This window comes from Kitasatospora sp. SC0581 (genome assembly GCF_048159585.1).
Classification (GTDB): domain Bacteria; phylum Actinomycetota; class Actinomycetes; order Streptomycetales; family Streptomycetaceae; genus Kitasatospora.
In genome coordinates this window covers 1-22,735 of the sequence record NZ_JBLRWA010000021.1, presented here as the reverse complement: position 1 = coordinate 22,735, position 22,735 = coordinate 1, and the positions used below count along the sequence as shown (strand labels likewise).

The window sequence follows — 22,735 nt, the reverse complement described above, 5'->3', positions numbered from 1 at the left end:
ACCTCCGTCGGTTCACCGTTTCCGCAGGCGGGTTTCGAAGGCGTCGCGCAGGGCGTCGCCGATCACGTTGAAGCAGAGGATGAGCAGGATGATCACGGCGGCGGGCGGGTAGATCATCCACCAGTAGCCCTGGCCGGCGTAGTTGGTGCCGACGTCGAGCATGCCGCCCAGGTCGTTGTCGGGGGCCTGGAGGCCCAGGCCGATGTAGCTGAGGGTGGAGAGGGCGAAGACCGCGTCGGCGATCGAGAACGTGGTGTTGACGATCGTGGTCCCGATGGTGTTGGGCAGGATGTGCTTCAGCACGATCCGCCCGCCGCCCGCGCCCATCATCCGGGACGCGGAGACGTAGTCCCGGACCTTGATCGCCAGGGCCTCGCCGCGGACCAGGCGGGTGATGCCGAACCAGGAGGTCAGGCCGACCTCCAGGATCAGCATGGTCTTGCTCTTCCCGTAGACGCTGCTGAGGTAGATCAGCAGGAAGATCAGCGGGAAGGACATGAAGGAGTCGATCACCCGCATCATCAGCGCGTCGACCCAGCCGCCCAGGTAGCCCGCGACGGCGCCGTACAGCGCGCCGATGACGGCGGCGATCAGGCCGGCGGCGAGGCCGATCTCCAGGCTGGTCTGCCCGCCGGCCATCACCTTGCCGAGCTCGTCGATGCCGTCGTTGTCGGTGCCGAGCGGGTGCCCGGCGCCCGGCGGCAGGGTGACGGCGGAGAGGTTCACCACGGAGGTGTCGGCGTGGTAGAACAGCGGGCCGAGGAAGCAGAACGCGGTGATCGCGACCAGGGCGGCGACGGCGACCAGGGCGAGCCGGTTCTCGGCGAAGACCTCCGCGCCGCGCCGGAGCATCGAGCGGGCCCGACCGGCCGGCTCCCCACCGGGGGCGTCGAGCCGGCCGGGCGTCGTACCGGGTCGGGGCCCGGGCCGGGGGTTGGGCGTCGTGCCGGGTGTCGGGGCCATCAGGTGAGCCTCACTCGGGGGTCCAGCACGGCGTAGCCGAGGTCGGCCAGCAGCGAACCGACCACGGTGGCCACCGCGGTGAGCAGGGTGGCGGCCAGGGTGATGCCGTAGTCGCTCTGCAGCGCGGCGCGGGTGGTCAGCAGGCCGATGCCCTGGATGTTGAAGACGTACTCGACGATCAGCGCGCCGCCGACCAGCGCGGGCATCGAGAGGCCGACCAGGGTGACCATCGGGATCAGGGCGTTGCGCAGGACGTGGCCGTACAGGGTGCGGCGCCGGGAGGCGCCCTTGGCCTGGGCGGACCGGACGTAGTCCTGGGTGATCTGGTCCAGCACCCCGGAGCGCATGTAGCGGCTGTAGCCGGCCACGGTGGTGAGGGTCAGGGTCAGGACGGGCAGGCAGACGGCCCCGGGGTGGGTCAGCGCCTCGCCGAAGGTGGCCACCTGGTCGTGCACCGAGACCCACTTCAGGTCGTCCTCGAACCACTGCTGGATCAGGAAGCCGATGAAGAAGGTCGGCACTCCGTAGGCGATGAAGGAGAACACCGTGAAGGCGTGGTCCAGCGCGCTGTTGCGGCGGGTGGCCTGGAGCAGGCCCGCCGGTACCGCGATCAGCAGGGCGATCAGCAGCGAGGCGCCGACGATGTAGGCGGAGGCGCCGAGGGCGTTGAACAGCAGGTCGGAGATGGGGCGCTGCTGGATGTAGTCGAAGCCGAGGTCGCCGTGGAGCAGGCCGTCCAGCCAGGTCCAGTACTGCACGTAGACCGGGCGGTCCAGGCCCATCTGGTGGGTCAGGTGGGCGATGGTGGCCGGGGTGGCGTGGGAGCCGAGGATCGCCCGGACCGGGCCGCCCGGCATGAGCTGCATCAGGCCGAAGGAGATGACCGTGACCATCAGCACCGTCACGAGGGCCTGGAACAGCCGACGGATCAGGTAGGCCGTCACCGCCGCCCCCCGAGGGGGGCCGCGGCGCGCTCACGGGTGGCCGTCATTTCGTGTAGTACCAGTACTCCGGCTCGTAGCCCTGGAAGGGGTCGCCGGCGTCGACGTGCAGCTTCCTGGTGACCTCGCTGACCGTGAGCGTGTTGGGGGTGTAGATCACCGGCTGGTCGCCCGCGATGTAGTCCTCGTAGGCGTACAGGTCGTTGACGTCGCTGCCGGTGGTGGTCTTGACGATCAGCTGGTCCAGCTTCGGGTCGGAGAAGCTCCAGACGTTCGGCCCGGCGCCGGTGGCGAACAGCGCGTCGCCGGTCGGGTAGTAGTCGGGGGCGAAGACCCAGCCGCCGTAGAGCAGGGCCTGCCACTGGCATCCGGCCGGCTGGGCGGCGGTGCAGGCCACGCCCTCGTTGCCGATGGTGTTCTGGGTCTGGCTGACGACGGTGATGCCGATGCCCGCCTTGGCCGCGTCCGAGCGCATGTCCGCCGCCATGGTGTCCAGGGCGGCCTGGCCGGAGGGGTAGTTCATGGTGAACGCGGCCTTGGTGCCCGCCGCGATGCCGGCCCCGCACTGGTCGGGGCCGGTGCCCGGGTTCGTGCAGGTGGCCGGGGTGCTGTCGGTGTTCCAGCCGTGGCCGCGCAGCAGCTGCTTGGCGGCCGCCGGGTCGTAGGTGGCCTTCTCGGACTGGCTCTTGGGGGAGAGCGGGTTGCCGGCCGGGAGGCTGGGCACGGCGCCGGTGCTCGGGTAGCCCCAGCCCTTCCAGATGCCGTTGATGATGCCCTGCTGGTCGACGGTGTCCTGGACGGCCTTGGTGAAGTAGGGCTGCTTGAACAGCGGCCCCACGTCCGGGTTGGCGAAGTTGATCTGGTAGTACGAGATCTCGTCCAGGTAGGTCGGGGCCGGGATGTAGTAGCCCGCGCCGCTCAGCGGGTTGCCGGCGTCCGGGTTCTTGGCGTTGAAGGTCGGGGAGTCCTCGGCCGGCAGGTAGCCGACGTCGATGGCGTTGGCGCCGCCGCTGCCGGCCTTCAGGTCCGCGTACTCGGTGGTGTCCGAGGTGTAGGGGACGAAGTCCACCTCGTCGAGGTAGGGCTTCTGCGGTCCCGAGTAGGCGGTGTTCGGCACGATCGCGTACGCGCCGGAGGTGCCGTTGTAGGTCTTGAGCTTCCACGGGCCGTCGACCACCGACCACAGTGGGCTGCCCGCGAAGTCGCCGCCCTTGGTCGACTGCGCGCTGAGGTAGGCGTAGTCGGCGGCGCAGTCGGTCATGGCGGCGTCCGAGCCGAACGCGTCGTTCGCGCAACCGCCCTTCTGGCCGGGGCCGGTGAGGTCCCAGGCGAGCGGCATCGGGGTGATCTGGCTGAGCTCGTCGTCGGTGAACCAGGTCTGGCTGACCGGGGTGTCGAGGGTCAGCGTCAGCGTCTGGCCGGAGGCGGTCGCCGAGGCCACGTTGTCCGGGAAGTACTTGGCGCCGATCGCCGGGTTCGGCGGGGTGTAGTAGCCGCTGTTGGACGTCTCGGCCTTGGCCATGTTGATCCAGAACAGCACGTCCTGGGCGGTGACGTCCTCGCCGTTCGACCACTTCCACGGTTTGACCTGGATGGTGACGGTCTTCCCGTCCGGGCTCCAGGCGGGCGCCTCGCCGAGGGACACCTCCGGGTCCAGGGCGACCTTGTCGTTCAGCCCCCAGTAGTACAGGGGGCGGTAGAACAGCTCCTGGAACTGGCTGGTGTTCACCGTGCTGACCTGGGCCGCGGAGTCGAACGGCCAGATGGCGTCCGGGAAGGTGGAGGGCGCCTCGGCGACCCGCACCACGCCGCCCTGGACCGGGGCCCCGACCGGCCCCGGGCTGCTGCCGCCGCCGCCGCCCCCGCCGCCGCTGCCGCTGGTGCAGGCCGCGGCGGTCGCCACGACCGTGACCAGCGCCACCACTTGTGCGAGTCTGCGCGCTCCTGTGGACTTCGTCATCCTGGGCATGCCCCTCTCACCCCACGTGAACACCAGCGAGTGCTTTCCTTGCGCGATCCGACGGTTCGCCGACGCGGGCATGGCGGTGCCGGGACCGGGCAAGCGTGAGCGGCTTTCCCGACGCCGGGAAGGCACCGGCGTCCGTGGGCTTCGGCCGCGTGCTGCTGGCCCTGCCCCGCCGGGTGCTAACAGTTAGACGGATTTCGCGGAGACTGAGAAGACCCGGGAAGGGCTGCGGTTCGTCAAGTTTCCATCAAGGAGCGGATCTTGGGACCGTACGGGCTGCTGCCCCCTTGCGGGCCCGGTGTGCGCGGAGGCCGGCCCGGAGCTCCCTGCCCCTCGGCCCTGCGGCGGCGGGAGAACCCGGCGAGGGCCCCGCCGAGCAGGCGGGGCCCTCGCCGTACCGGGGCGGAAGCCCTCTCACGGTGGTGCGGTCAGTTGCCGCCGTGGACCAGGTTGAGGGAGAAGCCGTCGCCAGTGGGGACGGACGGCGTCCGGACCGTCGTCACCCCGGTGGCGGCGTCGTGGTACCAGCCCGAGCCGGCCGCGTCGAGCGCGGCGGCCGAGTCCCGCCGGGGCAGCGGGCCCGCGTCGGTGGCCACCAGGCGCGGTGCGGGGCGGCCGTGCACGGTGAGGCGGTACGAGCGCTCGGCCGGCTTGCCGGCGTAGTCGCCGTCGCTGGCGCCGATGCGGATGTTGGTGACGGCGCGGCCGGTGTGCACGTCGACCTGCTGGGTGGCCGAGGAGCCGGCGGTGTACTGCCGGGTGACGCCGTCGTCCTCGTACAGGGTGTAGGAGGAGTCGCCCGAGGCCTTCGGGTAGAGGTCGTAGTCGAGTTCGGAGCGGTCGCGGTTCTCCCAGGACAGCGTGCCCTTGGGCCACATCGGGACGATCGCGCCGCCGCGGACGAACAGCGGCAGGGTGTCGAGCGGGGCGGAGTAGCCGTTGACCGTGGTCGGGCCCTGGTAGGTGCGGCCGGTCCAGTAGTCGGTCCAGGTGCCCTCGGGCAGGTAGATGCCGTCGCGCACGGCGGTGTCCGAGTAGACCGGCGCGACCAGGAAGTCGGGCCCGGCCAGGAACTCGTACGTGGCGTTCGGGCCGAGGGCGTTCGGGTCGTGCGGGTACTCCAGGGCGAGCGGGCGGACCGCGCCGACGCCGGTGCGGGCGGCCTCCGCGGAGAGGGTGTACATGTACGGCAGCAGCCGTTCCTTGAGTTGCAGGTACTTGCGGTTGATCGAGGTGTACGGCTCGCCGTCCAGCCAGGGCTGCTGGTCCCGCTGCTGCGTGCCCGTCATGTCCCGGGCCCAGCCGTCCATGGTCATGATCGCCGGGAGGAAGGCCTTCCACTGCAGGTCGCGGGTGTACATCGCGGGGTCCCGGCGGTAGATCGAGCCGACGTCGCCGGTGTTGTAGGCGATGCCGGACATGGTGGCGCCGGCGTAGGTCGGGATCTGCCAGCGGATGTAGTCCCAGGACAGGCTCTGGTCACCGCTCCACAGCACGCCGCAGCGCTGCGCGCCGGCCCAGGAGACCGGCAGCCAGACGAAGCCGCGGGCGTCGCTGCCGTCCTCGATGCCGGCCTTGGCCTGGTCGCAGGCGTTCAGCGCGAAGTCGTAGCCGTTGCCGACCCAGGCCACGTCGAGCTTGCGCACCCGTACGCCGGCCTTGACCTCCTCGGCCTGGTCGGGCAGGCCGTTCTGGGTCCACAGACCGAGTTGGGCGTGGTCCCTGCGCAGGCCCGTGCCGGTCTGCGCGAGGTTCTCGTAGCCGCAGCCGTAGCCGTCGTTGACCAGCATCCAGCCCAGCGGCATCTGGTGGTCCACGTAGCCGTCGGCGACCTTCAGCGCGTCCGGGGTGTGGCGCTCGCCGCGGTTGGCGTTGTGGAGGTAGCAGTCGGCGTCGCCGGGCTCCAGCCCGTAGACCGGCGGCATGAAGGGCTTGCCGACCAGGTCGGTGTACCGGCCGATCACCGCCTTGACGTCGCCGGTGAAGTAGTAGGCGTCCAGGCGGCGTTCCTGCTGCCCGGTGCGGACGGGCGAGCCGAAGTCGTAGATCCCGGGCGTGAAGGTGTTGCGGAAGACGCCGTAGCCGGCGGTGGAGACGTAGAACGGCTGGGAGTTGTTCCAGCCGCCCTCGTTCCAGTCGGTGCCGTTGGCGACGTGGACGGTCCGGTCGCGGTGGGAGAAGGAGCCGTTCTGCTCGCCGCCGCCGAAGAACTGCTCGTCCGCGCCGCGCTCCAGGCTCTGCCGCAGTCCGCCGGTGCTCCAGCGCAGCGGGGCGCTCTCCTGCCAGAGGGCGGTGCGGTCGTCGGCCTTGTACAGGCCGAACCGCAGCGGGTGCTTGTAGATCCGCAGGACCAGGCCCTTGGAGCGGATGCCGTAGTACGCGCCGGCGTCGAAGGTGCTGGTGTCGCGCTGCGGCTCGGGCTGCTCGCGGACGATCGTGCTGCCCGCCGGATCGGTGAGGACGCCGTCCGGGGCGGCGCGCAGGCGCAGCTGGTCGTCGGCGAGGAAGTCGACCCGGGCCTTCAGGGTGCCCGCGGCGATGTCGTAGCTGCCCTGGGAGCCGCCGAAGCCGGTCAGGTCGCCGGCGTCGGCGGTCTGTGGCAGGTAGGCCGTACCGGTGTAGGAGCCGCCGTGGACGTCGTAGGGGACCACCAGGACGTGGTAGGTGCCCGAGGCCTTGGGGATCACCGTGGCCTCCGGGTCGGCGGTGCCGGCGCTGGTGGCCACCTGCTTGCCGCCGGCGTCGTAGACGTAGAGGTCGAAGTCGTCGGTGGGGTTCTGCCAGCGGACGGACACCGGGACGCCGCCCTCCGGGTTGTCGTCCCAGTACCCGGCCGGCACGTTCACGGTCAGGTCGAAGTGGTCGCAGACCGTGCCGCCCGGGTCCTGCGTGGCCGGAGGGCAGCTGGCGGGGTTGCCGAGGGTGCCCTTGGCGTACTGCGGGCTCTGCCAGGTGACGCTCCGGTGGCCCTGGTCGAGGACGGCGGAGGCGGGGGCCGCGGCGCGGGCGGGGAGGGCGGGCCCGGCGAGGGCGGGGAGGACGGCCAGGGCCGCCAGGAGGGCGGCCCTGCGGAGGTGGGGCCGGAGTGGACGCACGGTGGTGTCTCCGTTCGGCGTTCGAGGGGCGGGTGGTCGGGGGGCCGGTGGTCAGGGCGTGCCGGACGTGCCCGGGCGAGCGGGGAGGCGCCGACGGCGCACACCGCGGCGAGCGCCGGCACACGGTCGTCCACCGCGGTTGCCGCCTTCGTATGCGCTTGATCGACTGATTGGAAATGCTTGATTGGAGGTGATTCCGCGCAGATGCGAAAGAGCTTCCTGGTTTAGTGAGTTCATGTCAACCGTTGCGGTGACAGAAACGCCCGGCCGGTGGGCCCGGCCGGGCGTCAGCGTGCGGGTGGGAGCCGGGTCTTCGGGACCCGGGCCCGTGAGGACGGCGCCTCGGCGTCAGGCGCGCAGGATCCGTACGCCGTCGGCGGCGATCGCCTCCTCCTGTGCCGACGTGACCTCGCCGTCGGTGACCAGGTCGTGGACGTCGGAGAGCGGGCAGATCCGGGCGAAGGTGACCCGGCCGATCTTGCTGCTGTCGGCCAGGACGACCGACCGCGCGCTGCTGCGCAGGAACGCCCGGTCGGTCTGGGCCTCCATCTCGTCGTGCGTGGTGCAGCCCTCCTGGGGAGTCAGGCCGTCCACGCCGATGAACGCGATGTCGAGGTGGTACTGGGCGAGCATCCGGTCGGCGGCCGGCCCCACCAGTTCGTAGCTGGTGGTCCGGGCGATGCCGCCGACCACCACCAGGCGGATGTCCGGCCGGACGATCAGGTCGGCCGCGATGTTGACGGCGTTGGTCACGATGGTGATCCCGCCGCGTTCGGCCAGGACGCGGGCCAGCTCGCTGGTCGTCGTGCCGCCGGTCAGGCCGACCACCGCGCCGTCGGGCACCAGCTGCTCGGCGGCCAGGGCGATGCGGCGCTTCTCCGCCTGCCGGGTGCCGTGCTTGTGGCGCAGCGGCAGTTCGAGGTTGACGGCGCCGGTGACCGCCCCGCCGCGGGTGCGGTGCAGCAGGCCCTGGTCGTGGAGCTCCTGGAGGTCCCGTCGGACGGTGGCCGCCGACACCCGCAGGAGCCCGGCCAGCTCGTGCACATCGGCGCTGCCCGTCTCGGTGAGGTGCGTGAGGATCCGGGAGGTGCGGTCGGCTTTGAGCATGGCGGAAGTCTAGTGCCGCGCGCGCGAGGGACGATCTTTGCGTGGAACTGCGCGGAACCGCGTGGCACCGTCGGGCGCGGGCGCGGGCGCGGGCGCGATGCGGTAGCCGGGGCGTTGCCGGGGCACGGGGAGCCCGCGCAGCCCCGCGCGGCGCCGAGGAGCCGGGCCGGGTCCGTTCAGCGGCCGTCGGCCGGGCCGGTGCTGTCCCGGACGACGAGTTCGGGCCGCAGCAGCTGGATCGAGTTGGCCGGGCTGCCGGACCGGGTGAGGGCGCGCAGCAGCAGCTCGACCGCCTCCCGGGCCATCTCCCGTTTGGGGATGGCCACGCTGGTGAGCGCCGGTCGGGCCACGCCGACCTCCGGGTTGTCGTCGTGCCCGACGATCGACAGGTCGCGGGGCACGGAGCGGCCCTCGGCCCGGGCGGCCTCCAGTGCCCCCAGGGCGAGGACGTCGTGGGTGGCGAAGAGCGCGGTGATCGTCGGGTCGGCGGTGAGTGCCGCCGTCGCCGCGGCGAAGCCGCCCGCGGGGGTTGGTTCGGAGGCCGTGTGGACGGCGGCGTCGGGGACGGTCAGTCCGTCGGCGGCGAAGGCGCGCCGGAAGCCCGCGACCCGAGGGCCGTGGTCGGGGCTGGCGAGCACCGCGACGCGTTCGTGCCCGAGTTCGCGCAGGTGGCGCCCGGCCAGGTAGCCGGCCCGCTCGTAGTCGATGGTGACCACCGGGAAGCGGTCGGGGGCGTCGGTCTCCCAGGCGCACAGCGCGACCGGGAAGGAGGCCTCGGCCAGCAGCGGCAGGTGGTCGATCAGGTCCCGGTCGCCGGCGATCAGCAGGGCGTCCACCGAGCGGCTGGTCAGGCCCGCCAGGTGCCGTTTGGCGCGCTCGCCGTCGAGCCGGGTGGTGCAGAGCAGCAGGTGGTAGCCGTTCGCGTCGAGGACGTCCTCGACCTCCTCGACGATGTCGGGGTAGAAGGAGCCCGTCACGGTGGGGACGAACAGTCCCACCGTCCTGGTGGCGCCGGTGGCCAGGGAGCGTGCGACCAGGTTGGGGGTGTACCCCAGTTCCCCGATCGCGGCGCGCACCCGGGCCGCGGTCGCCGGGCTCACGGCCCCCCGCCCCCGGATGACGTTGGAGACGGTCTGCTTCGTGACCCCGGCGCGCTCGGCCACGTCCTGCATCGTCACCATGACTGGATCCTTCGACTTTACCGGTCAACTTGCCTTCGGTGAAAGGTAGGGCACCGGTGAGGGGGCGTCAAGATTGATCAAACCACCGCCCTGGCTCGTCACTTGAGAGTTCCTTGCGTGAACGGTGTCGAGGTCCCGTAGTCCTGAGCAGGTTTTTGCAAGGACTCTTGATTTACCGGTCAACCCGACCGTATCGTCCCAGCCATCCAGCCGCTCCCCGTCCTCGGGCCCCGGCTGACGACACGTCCGCGCGGCATCTCGCGCCTCCGAGAGGAACCACCCATGGGGAGAACGACCATGCCCGCCGCCCGCGTCGTCGGGGCGGCCACCGCCGTCGCCCTCGCGCTCGGAGCGGGCGCCTGCGGCAGCGGCTCGGAGGGCGGCGCGAAGGCCGCCGGCGGCTTCACCTACTGGTCGATGTGGCGCGCCGACGAGCCGCAGGCCAAGGTGCTGAAGGCCGCGATCGACGACTTCACCGCCACCACCGGCGCCAAGGTGGACGTCACCTGGGCGGGCCGGGACATCGCCAAGAAGATCGGCCCGGCGATCGCCGCCAACCGGGCCCCGGACCTGTGGGACGAGTCCGACGACAAGGTCTACGGCACCACCGCCGCGGCCGGCCAGGCACTGGACCTCTCGCCGGTGCTGCAGCTGCGGGTGCCCGAGGAGGACGTCCCGGTCTCCCAGGTCCTCCCGGCCAAGTACTTCGACATGCTGCCGAAGGACCCGTCCGGCTCCAACCACTACGTGATCCCGTACGAGGTCGTCACCAACGCCATGTTCTACAACGCGGCCGACCCGGCGATCACCGCCGCCATGCCGAGTCCGCCCACCGACTGGGCCGGACTGCTCAAGGCCTGCGACGCGCTGAAGGCGGCCGGGAAGGCGTGCGTCGCCTCCGAGGGGGAGGATCCCTGGAGCAACGCGCTGTACTTCGACTACCTGCTCGACGGAGCGGGGGTGAACGTCGCCCGGCTCGCCGCCGACCGGACCGGCGCGACCTGGGACGACCCGGCGGTCCTCGGCGCGGCGCGGCAGGTGGAGCAGCTGGTGAGGGGCGGCCACCTGATCGAGGGCTACGACGCCACCAAGTACCCCGCGCAGGAGACCAACTGGGCGGGCGGCAAGGCCGCCTTCTACATGGACGGCAACTACGTCACCGCCGAGGTGGCCAAGCAGGTCCCGGCCGGCTGGAGGACGGCGTCGATGCTGCCGCCCGGCGCGAAGACCCCGGACGCCGCCCTGTTCGGCTTCGCCATCCCCAAGCGGGCCAGGAACGCCGCCGCCGCACAGAAGTTCATCGCCTTCTTCCTGCAGAAGAAGCACCTGTCCGGGATCTCCACCACCGCGGGCAACCTCACCCCGCGCGGCGACATCCCGGCCCCCGCCGAGCTGGCCGACGTCCAGAAGTCCCTGGAGGCCCCGACCGTGCGCCTCGCCTTCGACGGGGTGGCCGGCAGCTGGCTGCCCAAGGTCCTGAACGAGAACTACCTGGACTTCTGGCACGGCAGGACCACGGCCGACCGGTTCGTCGCCAAGTGCAAGGCCGACCAGGTCACCTACTGGCAGACCCAGGGCTGACGGTGGCGACGACGATCGAGGAGCCGCCCCGGACGGACGCCGCCCCGGGCCGGTCCGAGCGCGCCGTCCGCTCCGGCGTCGGCCCGCTGGAGCGCCAGCGCCGCCGGGTGTTCTGGCCCTTCACCGCCCCCGCGCTGATCGTGTACGCGGTGCTGTTCGTCGCCCCGGTCGGCTACGCCCTGTGGACCAGCCTGTACGCGTGGGACGGCATGGGCGAGATGGAGTGGCGCGGCCCGCGGAACTACCTCCTGCTGTTCCAGGACCCGAGGTTCCGCACCTCGCTGTTCAACACGCTCGAACTGATGGTCGTCGGAGGCACGATCACCTTCGTGCTCAGCTTCGCGCTGACCCTGGTGCTGCGCGAGATGCGGGCCAGGCTCTTCGCCCGGTCGGTGCTGTTCTTCCCCTCGCTGGTCAACGGTATGGTCTTCGGCATCGCCGCCGGGTTCCTGTTCTCGCCCACCGGCCCGGTCAACCAGGCGCTGAAGGTCTTCGGGGTGACCACACCGCCCAAGTGGCTGTCGACGGACAACCTGCTCCCGATGGTCCTGGGCACCCTGGTCTGGACGGCGACCGGCTACTACACCTCCATCATCATGGCGGCGGTCGACCAGATCCCCGACTACCTCTACGAGGCGGCCGAACTCGACGGTGCCGGCCCCTTCCAGCGCTTCCGGCACATCACCCTGCCGTGCGCCTGGGACGTCATCGCGGTCTGCGCGGTGCTGTGGACCGTCAGCTCGGTGAAGATCTTCGAGCTGATCCTGCTCTACGGCGGCAGCACCAACGCCTATCCGCCGGTGAGCAGTTGGAACACCGCCGTGTACGTGTACGCCGAGGCCTTCCCGCAGGGCACCGTCCCCCGGCTGGGCACGGCCACCGCCGCCGCGATCGTCAGCCTGGCCATGGTCACCCTGATCACCGCCGTGCTGCGCCGCCTGCTGCGCCGCGAACCGGTCGAGTACTGACCCGTCGCGTCCCGGCCCCCCGCACCCAACCGGAAAGGTCCCTCCCGTGCGACGCAGTAACCGACCCACCGGACCCGCGAGCAGGATCGGCACGGCCGCCGTCTGGATCGTCGTCGCCGCCGACCTGCTGCTGCTCCTGTGGATCCTGCTGACCTCGCTGCGCAGCGGCCCCGACATCCTGCGGCACGGCTTCGGCCTGCCGACCAGCCCGGACACCGGCAACTACACCACCGCGCTCGACGAGGGCGGCTTCGCGCGGGCGGCCCTCAACAGCGTGCTCACCGCCGGCCTCTCCTCCGTGGTCGCCGTCGCCCTCGCGGCCCCCTGCGCCTACGCCCTCGCCCGGCGCCGCTCGCGGACCTCCTCGGCACTGACGATGAGCTTCGCCATGGGTCTCGGCGTGCCCGGCCAGGTCCTGGTGGTGCCGCTGTTCATCGGCCTGTCCCGGGTGGACCTGACCGACAGCGACCTCGGCCTCGGGCTGGTCTACGTCGGCCTGGCGATGCCGTTCACCGTCTTCCTGCTGACCGGCTTCTTCCGCGGCGTCCCCGGCGTGCTGGAGGAGGCCGCCGTCCTGGACGGCGCCGGCCCGCTGCGCACCTTCGTCCAGGTGGTGCTCCCGGTCGCCCGGGGCGGGCTGGTCACCGCGTTCCTCCTGCAGTTCATCACCGCCTGGAACGAGACCCTGTTCGCCCTCGTCCTGACGAACAGCCAGGGAACGACCACCCTCCCGGTGGCGCTCTCCTCGTTCGTCGCGGCACAGCAGTTCAACGGCCTGGACTTCGGCACGATGTTCGCCGGGGTCTGCATCATCCTCGCCCCGATGATCGCGCTCTTCTCCTGGATGGGCTCGCGGATCATCCAGGGCATGACAGTTGGGATCGGCAAGTGACCTCGACCCTGCGCACCGACCCGCTCCGCATCGACGGGACCCCCGATCCGGTCGGCGGCACCCTGCCGATCCTGCACGGCCTGCCCCGGCAGACCGGCGCCGGCGCCGGGGTCGACGACGAGATGCGCCGCAACCTGGCCTACGGGGTGCCCGACACGCTGCTGCCGTACACCCGGCAGGGCGGGTACGACCGCGTCCGTACCGAGCGCGAACTCCCGTGCGTGGTACTGGAGAACGAGACCCTCACCGCGACCTTCCTGCCCTCCCTCGGCGGGCGGCTGTGGTCCCTGGTCCACCGCCCCACCGGGCGGGAGCTGCTGCACCGCAACCGGATCCTGCAGCCCGCCAACCTCGCCCTGCGCGACGCCTGGCTGGCCGGCGGGGTGGAGTGGAACCTCGGTGCCACCGGGCACTGGCCGCTGACCTGCGAGCCGCTGCACGCCGTCCGGGTGCGCGCGCCCGACGGCACCCCGGTCCTGCGGATGTACGCCTTCGAGCGGCTGCGGCGCCTGGTGCTGCGGATGGACAGCTGGCTGCCCGCCGGCTCCCCGGTGCTCTACGTCCATGTCGCCGTGCACAACCCCGCACCGAGCGAGACGCCGGTCTACTGGTGGTCCAACATCGCGGTGCCCCAGGACCGGGACGTGCGCGTCCTCGGCCCGGCCGACCACGCCTTCCACTGCGACTACGTCAGCGATCTGCGCCGGGTGGCCTTCCCGGAGGCCGACGGCGCCGACCGCAGCTACCCCGGCCGGGCGGCGCGCGCCGCGGACTACTTCCTCGACCTCCCCGGCGGCGAACGCCCCTGGATCGCCGCGCTGGACGGCACCGGCGCCGGGCTCGTCCAGACCTCCACCGCCCGGCTGCGCGGACGCAAGCTGTTCTGCTGGGGCACCGGCACCGGCGGCAGGCACTGGCAGGAGTGGCTCTCCGGCCCGGACTCCGCCTACCTGGAGATCCAGGCGGGCCTGGCCCGCACCCAGCTGGAGCACCTGGCGATGCCCGCCGGCGCCACCTGGTCGTGGACCGAGGCGTACGGGCTGCTGCAGGCCGATCCCACGGCGGTGCACGGGAGTTGGGGCGCCGCCCGGAAGGCCGCCGGCCAGGCGCTGGACCGGCTGCTCCCGCCGCTGGAGCTGGAGCGGGCCGACGCCCGGGCCGGGGAGTTCGGCGCGCCCGAGGAGGTGCTGTCCGAGGGCGACGGCTGGGCCGCGCTGGAGATCGAGGCCGGTGCCCTGCCCGCCTCGCCCGCCCTGCCCTTCGGCGAGCCGGCGGCCGCCCAGGAGCCCTGGCGGCGGCTCCTGAGGACCGGCACGCTCCCGGTCTGCGACCCGCCGGCCGAGCCGGTCACCGGGGCGCACTGGCGGCGGCTGCTGGAGGCGAACGCCACGGACTGGCACGCGCTGTACCAGCTCGGGCTGCTGCGCCTGGCCGACGGGGAACGGGAGTCCGCCCACGAGGCGTTCGAACGCTCCGTCGCCGTCCAGGCCTCGCCCTGGGCGCTGCGCGCGCTCGCCCTCCTCGCCCCGCAACCGCGGGAGGCCGCCGACCTCATGCTCTCCTCCCACCGACTCCGCACGGAACTACGGGAGTTGACGATCGAGACGCTGGAGTCGCTGCGGCGCGCCGAGCGCCCCGCCGAGGCACTCGCGCTGATCGAGGCGCTCTCCCCGGCCGACCGGGCGCACGGGCGGATCAGGCTGGCCGAGGCGGAGGCGGCGCACGCCCTCGGCAACGACGACCGGGTCCGGCGACTGCTGGCCGAGGGCATCCAGGTCGACACCATGCGCGAGGGCGAGCTCTCCCTGGACACCCTCTGGCTCGCCGTCCACCCCGGCACGCCGGTGCCCCCGCGGTACGACTTCCGCATGGCGGACGGCTGACCGCCCGCCTCCCCGGACCACTCTCCCGTTCCGCACCCCCACAGCAGGGGCGCAACCGTGCGCCCCGCCACGGAAGAGGAGTACCAGTGTCATCCCTACGCACCCGATGGGCCCGCACTCTCGCGGCCACCGTCCTGGCGGCGCTCGGCGCCGGAACCCTGGCCGCCGGACCGGCGTCCGCCGACAGGCCGTCCGCCGACTCACCCGCCGCCGGCAGACCGGCCCCCGCGACGTACACGGTCTCGGTCGGCAGGACCGGCTCGTACGCCTACCCCGACGACACCCAGGCCAGTCCCTACACCGACAAGGACGGCACGTTCTACTTCCAGCAGTCGCACTCGCTGTACGGCGCGAACGACTCCCGGCAGTGGGACTTCTTCACCGGCCGGGACTTCGACAGCGCCACCAGGTCCGCCGCGATCAGCGACGCCGTCAACCCCGCCGACCCGTCGGACCGCAACGACGACACCACGGCACGCTGCAACAACAGCCCCACCGGACGGCAGTCCAGCTACGCGCCGCAGGGTTCGCACTACGCCCAGCGGAACTACTGCGACCTGGCCGGGGTCTGGGTCGACCCGGACAGCGGGGACTGGTACGGGCTGGTGCACAACGAGTTCACCCCCCAGCCCTTCGGCGACGGCCTGCACTACGACGCGATCGACTACGCCGTCTCCACCGACCAGGGCCGGACCTGGACGATCAGGGACCACGTGATCACCTCGCCCCGCAGCACCACGCGAGGTGACACCGCGGCCTTCCCGCAGCAGACCTTCTCCTACGGCGACGGCGACCAGCGACTGTTCGTGGACACCGCCTCCGGATACTTCTACGTCTTCTACGGCTCCCGGATCGTCGACAAGGGCGGCAGCTGGGGCGCGTTCCAGCAGCACGTCGCGCGGGCCCCGATGTCCGCCAAGATGACGCCGGGCAGCTGGCAGAAGTGGTACGACGGCGCGTGGTCGCAGCCCGGGGCCGGCGGCCTGGAGAGCGACATGGTGCCCGCCGACGGCGCCAACCCCACCGGGTACCTCCCGCCGGCCAAGGAGTACGACCCGGCCAACCCCGGCACCGTGAGCCAGCAGATCGCGGCCGGCACGCTCGCCCCGAGCACGCCGCTGTTCGTCATGAACATCGCCTACGACGCCTACCTGGGCCTCTACATCGGCACTCCGCAGGCCGTCGACCAGAGCGGCAACGCCCCGCAGCAGATCTACGCCACCAAGGACCTGGCCACCCAGAAGTGGACCCTGCTCGGCGACACCGGCGGTTACCACACCGCCTCCTGGTACCGCTGGTTCCTGGACAGCGCCAGCCTGACCGGTACCACGATCGTCGGCAGGACCTTCCGGTCGTACTGCTCCTTCGCCTGCGCCGGCTCGGACGGCCAGTACGTCGAGCTCACCGTCGGCTCGTCCGCGCCGGCCGCCCCGCCGGTCGACCTGGCCAGGACCTACCGGATCCAGAGCGGCAACGGCAGGGTCCTCGCCCAGAGCGCCGGCGGCTCCGCCGTCACCTCCACGGCCAGGGCGGCCGGCTCCGCCCGCGAGTCCTGGCGGTTCCTGGCCGAGGGCGACGGCTCCTACCGGATCGTCAACGCCGCCACCGGTCGGCTGCTGGGCGTCGACGCCACCTCGACGGCGGGCCGGGCCTGGGGCGCGGCGCTGACCGCCACCGGCGCCGTCGACGGGAACGCCACCGTCGGTCAGCAGTGGTTCGTGCTCCCCAGCAAGGCCGGGAAGGGCCGGTTCCAGCTGGTGAACCGTTACAGCGGCCTGGTGATCGGCATGTCCGGCACCTCGGGCCGACTCGCCGAGACCGTGCCCGCCCGCTCCTGGAACGACACCACCGGCTCCACGGTCGGCGGCGGCCGCACGGCGGCCGAGCAGACCCTCGCCCTCGTTCCGCAGACGCCGCGGTGACGCGGGAGCCGGACACCGGATCGCCGCCGCGGCGGTGGTCGACCTCCTGACCCCGACCCCGGCACGGCTCGATCGACGGCCGTGCCGGGGCCCTCCTGTGGGCCGGGTCAGTCGGCCGCGGCCTCGCGCAGCCGCTCGGCGGCGGCCTCCGGACTCACATCGGTGACGAAGGCGTCGAGTCCGGATTCCACGCCCGCCAGGTACTTGAGCCTGCCGGGAGCGCGCCGGACGGTGAACAGCTCCAGGTGCAGGGCGAGTTCGTCGCCGCCGTCCTTCGGCGCCTGGTGCCAGGCGGAGATGTACGGGGTCCGGTTCGGCGCGGAGCCGGCGGGAGCGGGGAACAGCCGGTCGAAGCGGCGCAGCAGGTCGAGGTAGAGGCCGGGGAACTCGGCGCGCTCGGCCTCGTTCAGCGCGGTGAGGTCGCGCACCCGGCGGTTGGGGTAGAGGTGGACCTCGTACGGCCAGCGGGCGGCGAAGGGCACGAAGGCCGTCCAGTGCCCGCCCCGGAGCACCAGCCGCTCGGGGGCGGCCCGTTCGGCGGCGACGAGGTCCTCGAAGAGGTTCCGCCCGGTGCTCGCCCGGTACGCCTCGGCGCGGCCGATCATCCGGGCGGTGCGGGAGGGGACGAAGGGGAAGGCGTAGATCTGCCCGTGCGGGTGGGCCAGGGTGACGCCGATCTCCTCGCCGGGGTTCTCGAAGCAGTACACCTGCCGGACCTCGGGCCGGGCGGAGAGTTCGGCCGTGCGGTCGGTCCAGGCGTCCAGCACCAGGCGGGCCCCGGCCTCGTCCAGGTCGGCGAAGGAGGCGTCGTGGTCGGGGGAGAAACAGACCACCTCGCAGCGGCCGGTGCCCGGCCGGAGGGTGCGCAGGGGGTCGCCCTCGTGGGCGGTGACGTGGGCGGCGGAGTCCGGGGCGAGCGAGGGGAAGCGGTTCTCGAAGACCACGACCTGGTAGTCGGCCGCCGGGACCTCGCTCAGCCGTCCGTTCCGGGAGGGGCAGAGCGGGCACTCGCCGGCCGGGGGGTGGTAGGTCCGCTGCTGGCGGTGGGCGGCGACAGTCACCCACTCGCCGAGCACCGGGTCCAGCCGGGTCTCGGAGAGGCTCGCGGAGGGTTCCAGCGGGCGTTCGTCCACGGCGTTCCGGGCCGCGCCGAACTCCTGGTCGTAGTAGACGAGTTCGCGGCCGTCGGCCAACTTGGTCGCGGTCTTGTGCACCGCCGTGCTCCTTCTGCGGGGGAGTTCGGCCAGTCTGCGCCGATCTCCAACAGAATCAAACATATTCGATCGCTTGTCAACAGGTGTAGACCTGCCGACAGGGCATCGGGCACCGATTCCGGTCCGCGCCGCGATGCGAAACCCGCAGGTGTTGACTGCGGCGGCCGATGATGTTTGATTATGTCGAAATCGGCTCCCGTTCGCCGAAGGAGGCACCGACGGGAGCCGCCACGACGCACGCGCACGACGTACGGGAGCCGAGCAGATGATCGACCGGGCCGCCACCGACTTCGAGGCCGTCCACGGCGCCCGGCCGAGCGGCGTGTGGGCCGCGCCCGGCCGGGTGAACCTGATCGGTGAGCACACCGACTACAACGACGGCTTCGTCCTGCCCGTCGCCCTCCCGCACACCACCAGGGTCACCGCCCGCCGCCGCACGGACGGCCGGGTGCGGTTCCACAGCACCCGGGGCGACGGCACCGTCACCGACCTCGCGCTCGACGGCCTGGCCCCCGGGGTCGTCACCAGCTGGGCCGCCTACCCGGCCGGCGTGTTCTGGGCCCTCGCCGAGGCCGGACACGCGATCGGCGGCGCCGACCTCTCCGTCGACAGCGACGTGCCGGCCGGTGCCGGGCTCTCCTCCTCCGCCGCCCTGGAGTGCGCCACGGCCGCCGCCCTGAACGACCTGTACGGGCTCGGCCTGTCCGCGCCGGACCTCGCCCTGGTCGCCCAGCGGGCCGAGAACGCCTTCGTCGGCGTGCCCTGCGGGGTGATGGACCAGATGGCCTCCGCCTGCTGCACGGACGGTGCCGCGCTGCTCCTCGACACCCGGACGCTGGAGCGGCGCCACGTCCCGCTCGACCTGGAGGCGGCCGGCTTCCGGCTGCTGGTGATCGACACCCGGGTCAAGCACGACCTCGGCGACGGCGCCTACGCCGCCCTGCGGGCCGGCTGCGAGCGTGCCGCCGACCTGCTCGGCCTGGCCGCGCTGCGCGACCTGCCGGCCGCCGGCCTCACCGCGGCCCTGGAGCGCCTCCCCGGGGAACTCGCCCCGCTGGTGCGGCACGTGGTCACCGAGAACCGGCGGGTGGCCGAGGTGATCGAGCACCTGGACAGCGGGCGGACCGCCGCGCTGGGGCCGGTCCTGACGGCCGGACACGCCTCGCTGCGCGACGACTTCCGGGTCTCCTGCCCCGAGACGGACCTCGCGGTCGAGGCCGCCGTGGCCGCCGGGGCGCTGGGCGCCCGGATGACCGGCGGCGGCTTCGGCGGCTCCGTCATCGCGCTGGTGGCCGCGGCGGACGTGGCAGCGGTCGCGGACGCGGTGCGGTCGGCCTTCGGCTCCGCGGGCTTCGCCGCACCCGTCGCCTTCACCGCCGTCCCCTCGGCGGGGGCGCGTCGACTGGCCTGACCGGGCGGGGCCCGGAGCCCCCGGTCAGCCGGCGGCCGGTACCACGACGAGTTCGCCGACCGCCTCGGCGAGCGCGTTGCGGGCCGCCGCGGGGAGGGCGTCGTCGGTGATGAAGCAGTCGACCTCCGTCAGGGCCGCGAAGCTGCTCAGGCCGACCACGCCCCACTTGGTGTGGTCGGCGACCACGACGGTGCGGCGGGCCGAGGCGATCAGGGCCCGATTGGTCTGCGCCTCGGCGAGGTTGGGGGTGGTGAGTCCGGCCTGCTCGCTGACGCCGTGCACGCCGAGGATGAGCAGGTCCACGTGGAGGGTGCGGATCGTCTGGTCCGCGAGGGCCCCCACCAGGGCCGCGGAGCGTGTCGGCGCCCCACCGGTCAGCAGCAGCGACGGAACGGTCTCCGCTCCGTCGCTCTCCGCCGCCCATAGCAGGTCCGCGATCCGCAGGGAGTTGGTGACGAGCGTCAGCCCCGGCACCTCCAGCAGCCGGGAGGCGACCGCGTAGGTGGTGGTGCCGGCGGACAGCGCCACCACGCTGCCCGGTTCCACCCGCTGCGCGGCGGCGTCGGCCAGCGCGGCCTTGGTGCTCTCCTCCAGCCCGGACTTCACGTCGAAGCCGGGTTCGTCCGTGCTGGCGGTCCCCACCGCGATGGCCCCGCCGTGGACCTTCCGCACGTCTCCCTGACGTACCAGTGCGTCCAGGTCGCGGCGGATCGTCATGTCCGACACGCCGAACTGCTCGACCAGCTCGGCGACGCGCACCGCGCCGGCCTTGCGAATGGCCTCCAGGATCAGCGCCTGGCGCTGCGGGGCGAGCAAACTCTGATCAGCCACGAAGGCCCTTTCGATCGAACGGGTGCCTGACCGCTCCCGCTTCCTCCGGCAGGCCGACCCTGCCGCGGTCCGGACGTACCGGTGCCACCGCCGAGGGCCGGGCGGGGCGCCGGGGCGTTCGCGTCGGTGACCGGGGAGCCGTCGGCCGCGACATGATCCAGTATTCCAGGACCCCAACGGGCCCCGACCCGACCGGTCGGCCGGTCGCGCTCCTGCGTCCGGTGGCGGCTCGGCCGGGCCGGGTCCACGTGCACTCGTGCTCGGACTTTGCCATTGAGTGCGTGTTGTTGCTTATTCTGCCCGTCATCTTGTCAGGAGTGAGCAGAGCCCCGTACAAATGGTCCGGCTGGGACCAACAGCAGCCATCCATGCCCTGACCCCGAGATCCCGTGAGGTCGAAGCGTGTCAACTGCCCTCCGCCGGTGGCTCCGTACCACCGTCGCCTGCTGTACGGCGCTCGCCGCCGTGTCCACCGCTACGCTCCTGGCTCAGCCCGCGGTCGCCGCGGAGCCCTCCCCGCCCGGCACCGTCGCCGAGTACCCGAACTACGCCCCCACACCGCCCATGGGCTGGAACGACTGGTCGTACTACCAGTGCGGGATCGACGAGAAGACCATCCTCGACAAGGCCCGGGCCCTCGTCTCCACCGGGCTGGCGAAGAAGGGGTACGACACCGTCACCATCGACGACTGCTGGATGTCCAAGCAGCGCGACGCCCAGGGCAACCTGGTCGCCGACCCGCGGCTGTTCCCGCACGGCATGGCCTACATCGGACGCCAAGTCCACGACCTCGGCCTGAAGTTCGGCATCTACGAGGACGCCGGGACCGCCACCTGCGGCGGCTACCCGGGCTCCCTCGACCACTGGAAGCAGGACGCGGACCTGTTCGCGTCCTGGGCCGTCGACTACGTCAAGCTCGACGGCTGCAATGTCCCGGTCAAGCCCGGCGAGACCGAGGAGCAGAGCTACCGCGACACCTACACCGCGATGAGCCGGGCGCTGCTCGACACCCACCGCAGGATGGTCTTCTCGGTCTCCGCGCCCGCCTACTTCCAGGGCGCGACGAACTGGGAGTCGGTGATCCGCTGGTCCGCGCCGCTCGGCAACCTGTGGCGGGAGGGCGCGGACATCGCACTCGGCCAGGCCAGTGGCGCCGAGAAGTGGGCGTCGATCATGTACAACTACGGCTACAACGTCGGACTGGCCGACCTGCAGCGCCCCGGCCGGTGGAACGACCCCGACTTCCTGCTCACCGGCGACTCCGGGCTCAGCCAGGACGAGATGCAGAGCCAGATCTCGCTGTGGGCCGTGATGGCCGCGCCGCTGATCTCCAGCACCGACCTCACCCGCCTCTCCCCGGCCGCGCTGGAGCTGCTCGGCAATCGCGACGTCATCGCCGTCGACCAGGACCGGCTGGGCGTCCAGGGGCGGGTCGTCCAGCACGGAACCGGCTACGACGTGCTGAGCCGGCCGCTGGCCGGCGGGGACCGCGCGGTCGCGCTCTTCAACTCCTCCGACACCGCGCAGACCATCACCACGACCGCCGCCCGGGCCGGCCTGCCCGCCGCCGACGGCTACCGGCTCGACGACCTGGTCACCAAGAAGGCCGTCGGGACGGCCGGCGTGATCTCCGCGAACGTGCCACCGCACGCCACGGTGCTCTACCGGGTCCACCCCGGCGCGACCCACGGCCTGGCCCCCGCCACCGCCGTCACCTGGCAGGACGTCAGTACGGCGCAGGAGCCCGGGACGTACCGGATCACCCTGGCCGACAACGGCGCCGTCGCGCTGAACGACACCAGCGTGCGGATCAGCGCCCCCGCCGACTGGACCGTCACCCCGGCGACCGTCACGCTCCCGCGCATCGCGCCGGGCACGACCGCGTCGGCCACGGTGACGGTGCACGGCCCCCAGGGCGCTCCCGGCACCACGGCCACGGCGATCACCGCCACCGCGAGCTACCGGGCCCGGCCGGCCGGGGTCGACACCGTCAGCGGTGAGCAGACGATCGTGCGGACCGTGCCCTACCCGTCGCTGGAGGCGGCGTTCGACAACGTCGGCGCCACCTCCGAGAGCGACACCGCTCCCGGCGACTTCGACGGCGCCGGGAACAGCTACTCGGCGCAGGCCCTGGCCCTGGCCGGCGCCACCGCGGGCGCCACGATCAGCGCCAACGGCCTCAGCTTCACCTGGCCGTCCGCGGCCGCCGGCACCAACGACAACGTGTCGGCCGCGGGCCAGGAGATCACCTTCAGCGGCCAGGGCAGCGCGCTGGGCTTCCTCGGCGCCGAAGCGGGCTTCGCCTCCGGCACGGTCACCGTCGCCTACACCGACGGCACCACCAGCAGCGGCCAGTTGGGCTTCCCCAACTGGTGCTGCACCCCGACCGACGCCTACGGCGCGAAGACCGCGTTCACCACGGACCACCGCAACACGCCCACCGGGCCGGGCAACTTCGGCACCGGGTACGGCGTCTTCACCAACACCGTCCCGCTGACGCCCGGCAAGACGATCCGTTCCGTCACGCTGCCCCGCGCCGCGGCGATCCACGTGTTCGCGCTGGCCGTCCAGCCGTGATCCGCGCCGCCCGGCCCACCGGACCGGTTCCCGTGGGCCGGGCGGTCGGCGTTCCCCCGCCCGAGACATTGCCCCTCCACGCGAACGGCATCCAGGACCCCTCCATGACCGTCACGAACCGCACCACCCTGGCCGGTGCCCGGCTGGTCCTGCCCGGCGGCGTCGTCGAGGGCGACCGCCTCGCCGTCGAGGGCGAGCGCATC

The 22,735-nt window shown here is 72.4% G+C and carries 15 protein-coding genes; 7 read left to right on the top strand and 8 right to left on the bottom strand.

The annotated features are described in order from the left end of the window. Positions 1–12: 12 nt before the first annotated feature. From ACLWS4_RS26345 to ACLWS4_RS26320, 6 genes are all read right to left on the bottom strand, one after another. Positions 13–963, bottom strand: a complete 951-nt coding sequence (locus ACLWS4_RS26345; protein ID WP_416875359.1) for an ABC transporter permease — start codon at positions 961–963, stop codon at positions 13–15. Continuing rightward, positions 963–1,907, bottom strand: a complete 945-nt coding sequence (locus ACLWS4_RS26340) for an ABC transporter permease (RefSeq protein WP_387973106.1) — start codon at positions 1,905–1,907, stop codon at positions 963–965. The genes ACLWS4_RS26345 and ACLWS4_RS26340 overlap by 1 nt, the downstream gene beginning before the upstream one ends. 43 nt (positions 1,908–1,950) lie before the next feature. Next, positions 1,951–3,864 carry an ABC transporter substrate-binding protein gene (locus tag ACLWS4_RS26335; protein ID WP_416875358.1) on the bottom strand — a complete coding sequence of 638 codons (1,914 nt, stop codon included), beginning with the start codon at positions 3,862–3,864 and terminating at the stop codon, positions 1,951–1,953. 434 nt (positions 3,865–4,298) lie between these two features. Further along, entirely contained in the window at positions 4,299–6,965 is a 2,667-nt protein-coding gene (locus tag ACLWS4_RS26330) for a TIM-barrel domain-containing protein (protein ID WP_416875357.1), read from the bottom strand. A gap of 348 nt (positions 6,966–7,313) precedes the next feature. Beyond that, positions 7,314–8,072 (bottom strand): DeoR/GlpR family DNA-binding transcription regulator, encoded by a 759-nt coding sequence (locus tag ACLWS4_RS26325; protein ID WP_387830121.1) that lies wholly within the window; start codon positions 8,070–8,072, stop codon positions 7,314–7,316. Between the two features lie 176 nt (positions 8,073–8,248). Beyond that, the gene (locus ACLWS4_RS26320; protein ID WP_117486251.1) at positions 8,249–9,253 is read right to left on the bottom strand and encodes a LacI family DNA-binding transcriptional regulator; all 1,005 of its coding nucleotides are present in this window, start codon (positions 9,251–9,253) and stop codon (positions 8,249–8,251) included. Between the two features lie 282 nt (positions 9,254–9,535). On the opposite strand from ACLWS4_RS26320, the gene ACLWS4_RS26315 reads away from it, so the two are divergent. From ACLWS4_RS26315 to ACLWS4_RS26295, 5 genes are all read left to right on the top strand, one after another. Continuing rightward, positions 9,536–10,834: an ABC transporter substrate-binding protein gene (locus tag ACLWS4_RS26315; protein ID WP_416875356.1), complete on the top strand. Its 1,299-nt coding sequence runs from the start codon at positions 9,536–9,538 to the stop codon at positions 10,832–10,834. A gap of 2 nt (positions 10,835–10,836) precedes the next feature. Further along, positions 10,837–11,802, top strand: a complete 966-nt coding sequence (locus ACLWS4_RS26310; RefSeq protein WP_416875355.1) for a carbohydrate ABC transporter permease — start codon at positions 10,837–10,839, stop codon at positions 11,800–11,802. A gap of 46 nt (positions 11,803–11,848) precedes the next feature. Continuing rightward, positions 11,849–12,694: a carbohydrate ABC transporter permease gene (locus ACLWS4_RS26305; RefSeq protein WP_117486249.1), complete on the top strand. Its 846-nt coding sequence runs from the start codon at positions 11,849–11,851 to the stop codon at positions 12,692–12,694. Beyond that, complete coding sequence (locus ACLWS4_RS26300) at positions 12,691–14,577, top strand: DUF5107 domain-containing protein (protein ID WP_416875354.1); 1,887 nt, start codon at positions 12,691–12,693, stop codon at positions 14,575–14,577. The genes ACLWS4_RS26305 and ACLWS4_RS26300 overlap by 4 nt, the downstream gene beginning before the upstream one ends. Before the next feature lie 86 nt (positions 14,578–14,663). After that, the gene (locus ACLWS4_RS26295; RefSeq protein WP_416875353.1) at positions 14,664–16,499 is read left to right on the top strand and encodes an RICIN domain-containing protein; all 1,836 of its coding nucleotides are present in this window, start codon (positions 14,664–14,666) and stop codon (positions 16,497–16,499) included. Positions 16,500–16,606: 107 nt separating this feature from the next. Here the strand turns inward: ACLWS4_RS26295 and galT are convergent, their stop codons facing one another. Then, positions 16,607–17,713 carry a galactose-1-phosphate uridylyltransferase gene (gene galT, locus ACLWS4_RS26290; RefSeq protein WP_416875352.1) on the bottom strand — a complete coding sequence of 369 codons (1,107 nt, stop codon included), beginning with the start codon at positions 17,711–17,713 and terminating at the stop codon, positions 16,607–16,609. Positions 17,714–17,978: 265 nt separating this feature from the next. Between galT and galK the strand changes: the two genes are divergently transcribed. Beyond that, positions 17,979–19,124, top strand: coding sequence for a galactokinase (galK, locus tag ACLWS4_RS26285; protein WP_416875351.1), 1,146 nt, complete (start codon positions 17,979–17,981; stop codon positions 19,122–19,124). A gap of 24 nt (positions 19,125–19,148) precedes the next feature. On the opposite strand, the gene ACLWS4_RS26280 is transcribed toward galK, so the two are convergent. Further along, on the bottom strand, positions 19,149–19,955 hold the full coding sequence (locus ACLWS4_RS26280) for a DeoR/GlpR family DNA-binding transcription regulator (protein ID WP_416875350.1): 807 nt from the start codon (positions 19,953–19,955) through the stop codon (positions 19,149–19,151). Between the two features lie 402 nt (positions 19,956–20,357). Here ACLWS4_RS26280 and ACLWS4_RS26275 point away from each other — a divergent pair, with 402 nt between their 5' ends. Beyond that, complete coding sequence (locus ACLWS4_RS26275) at positions 20,358–22,532, top strand: NEW3 domain-containing protein (protein WP_416875349.1); 2,175 nt, start codon at positions 20,358–20,360, stop codon at positions 22,530–22,532. The last annotated feature ends 203 nt before the right edge of the window (positions 22,533–22,735 follow it).

What these genes read in the sequence shown, in the direction of transcription:
- ACLWS4_RS26345 (WP_416875359.1), bottom strand. Translation starts at nt 963, where the DNA reads ATGGCCCCGACACCCGGCACGACGCCCAACCCCCGGCCCGGGCCCCGA.
- ACLWS4_RS26335 (WP_416875358.1), bottom strand. Translation starts at nt 3,864, where the DNA reads ATGACGAAGTCCACAGGAGCGCGCAGACTCGCACAAGTGGTGGCGCTG.
- ACLWS4_RS26325 (WP_387830121.1), bottom strand. Translation starts at nt 8,072, where the DNA reads ATGCTCAAAGCCGACCGCACCTCCCGGATCCTCACGCACCTCACCGAG.
- ACLWS4_RS26320 (WP_117486251.1), bottom strand. Translation starts at nt 9,253, where the DNA reads ATGGTGACGATGCAGGACGTGGCCGAGCGCGCCGGGGTCACGAAGCAG.
- ACLWS4_RS26315 (WP_416875356.1), top strand. Translation starts at nt 9,536, where the DNA reads ATGGGGAGAACGACCATGCCCGCCGCCCGCGTCGTCGGGGCGGCCACC.
- galK (WP_416875351.1), top strand. Translation starts at nt 17,979, where the DNA reads ATGATCGACCGGGCCGCCACCGACTTCGAGGCCGTCCACGGCGCCCGG.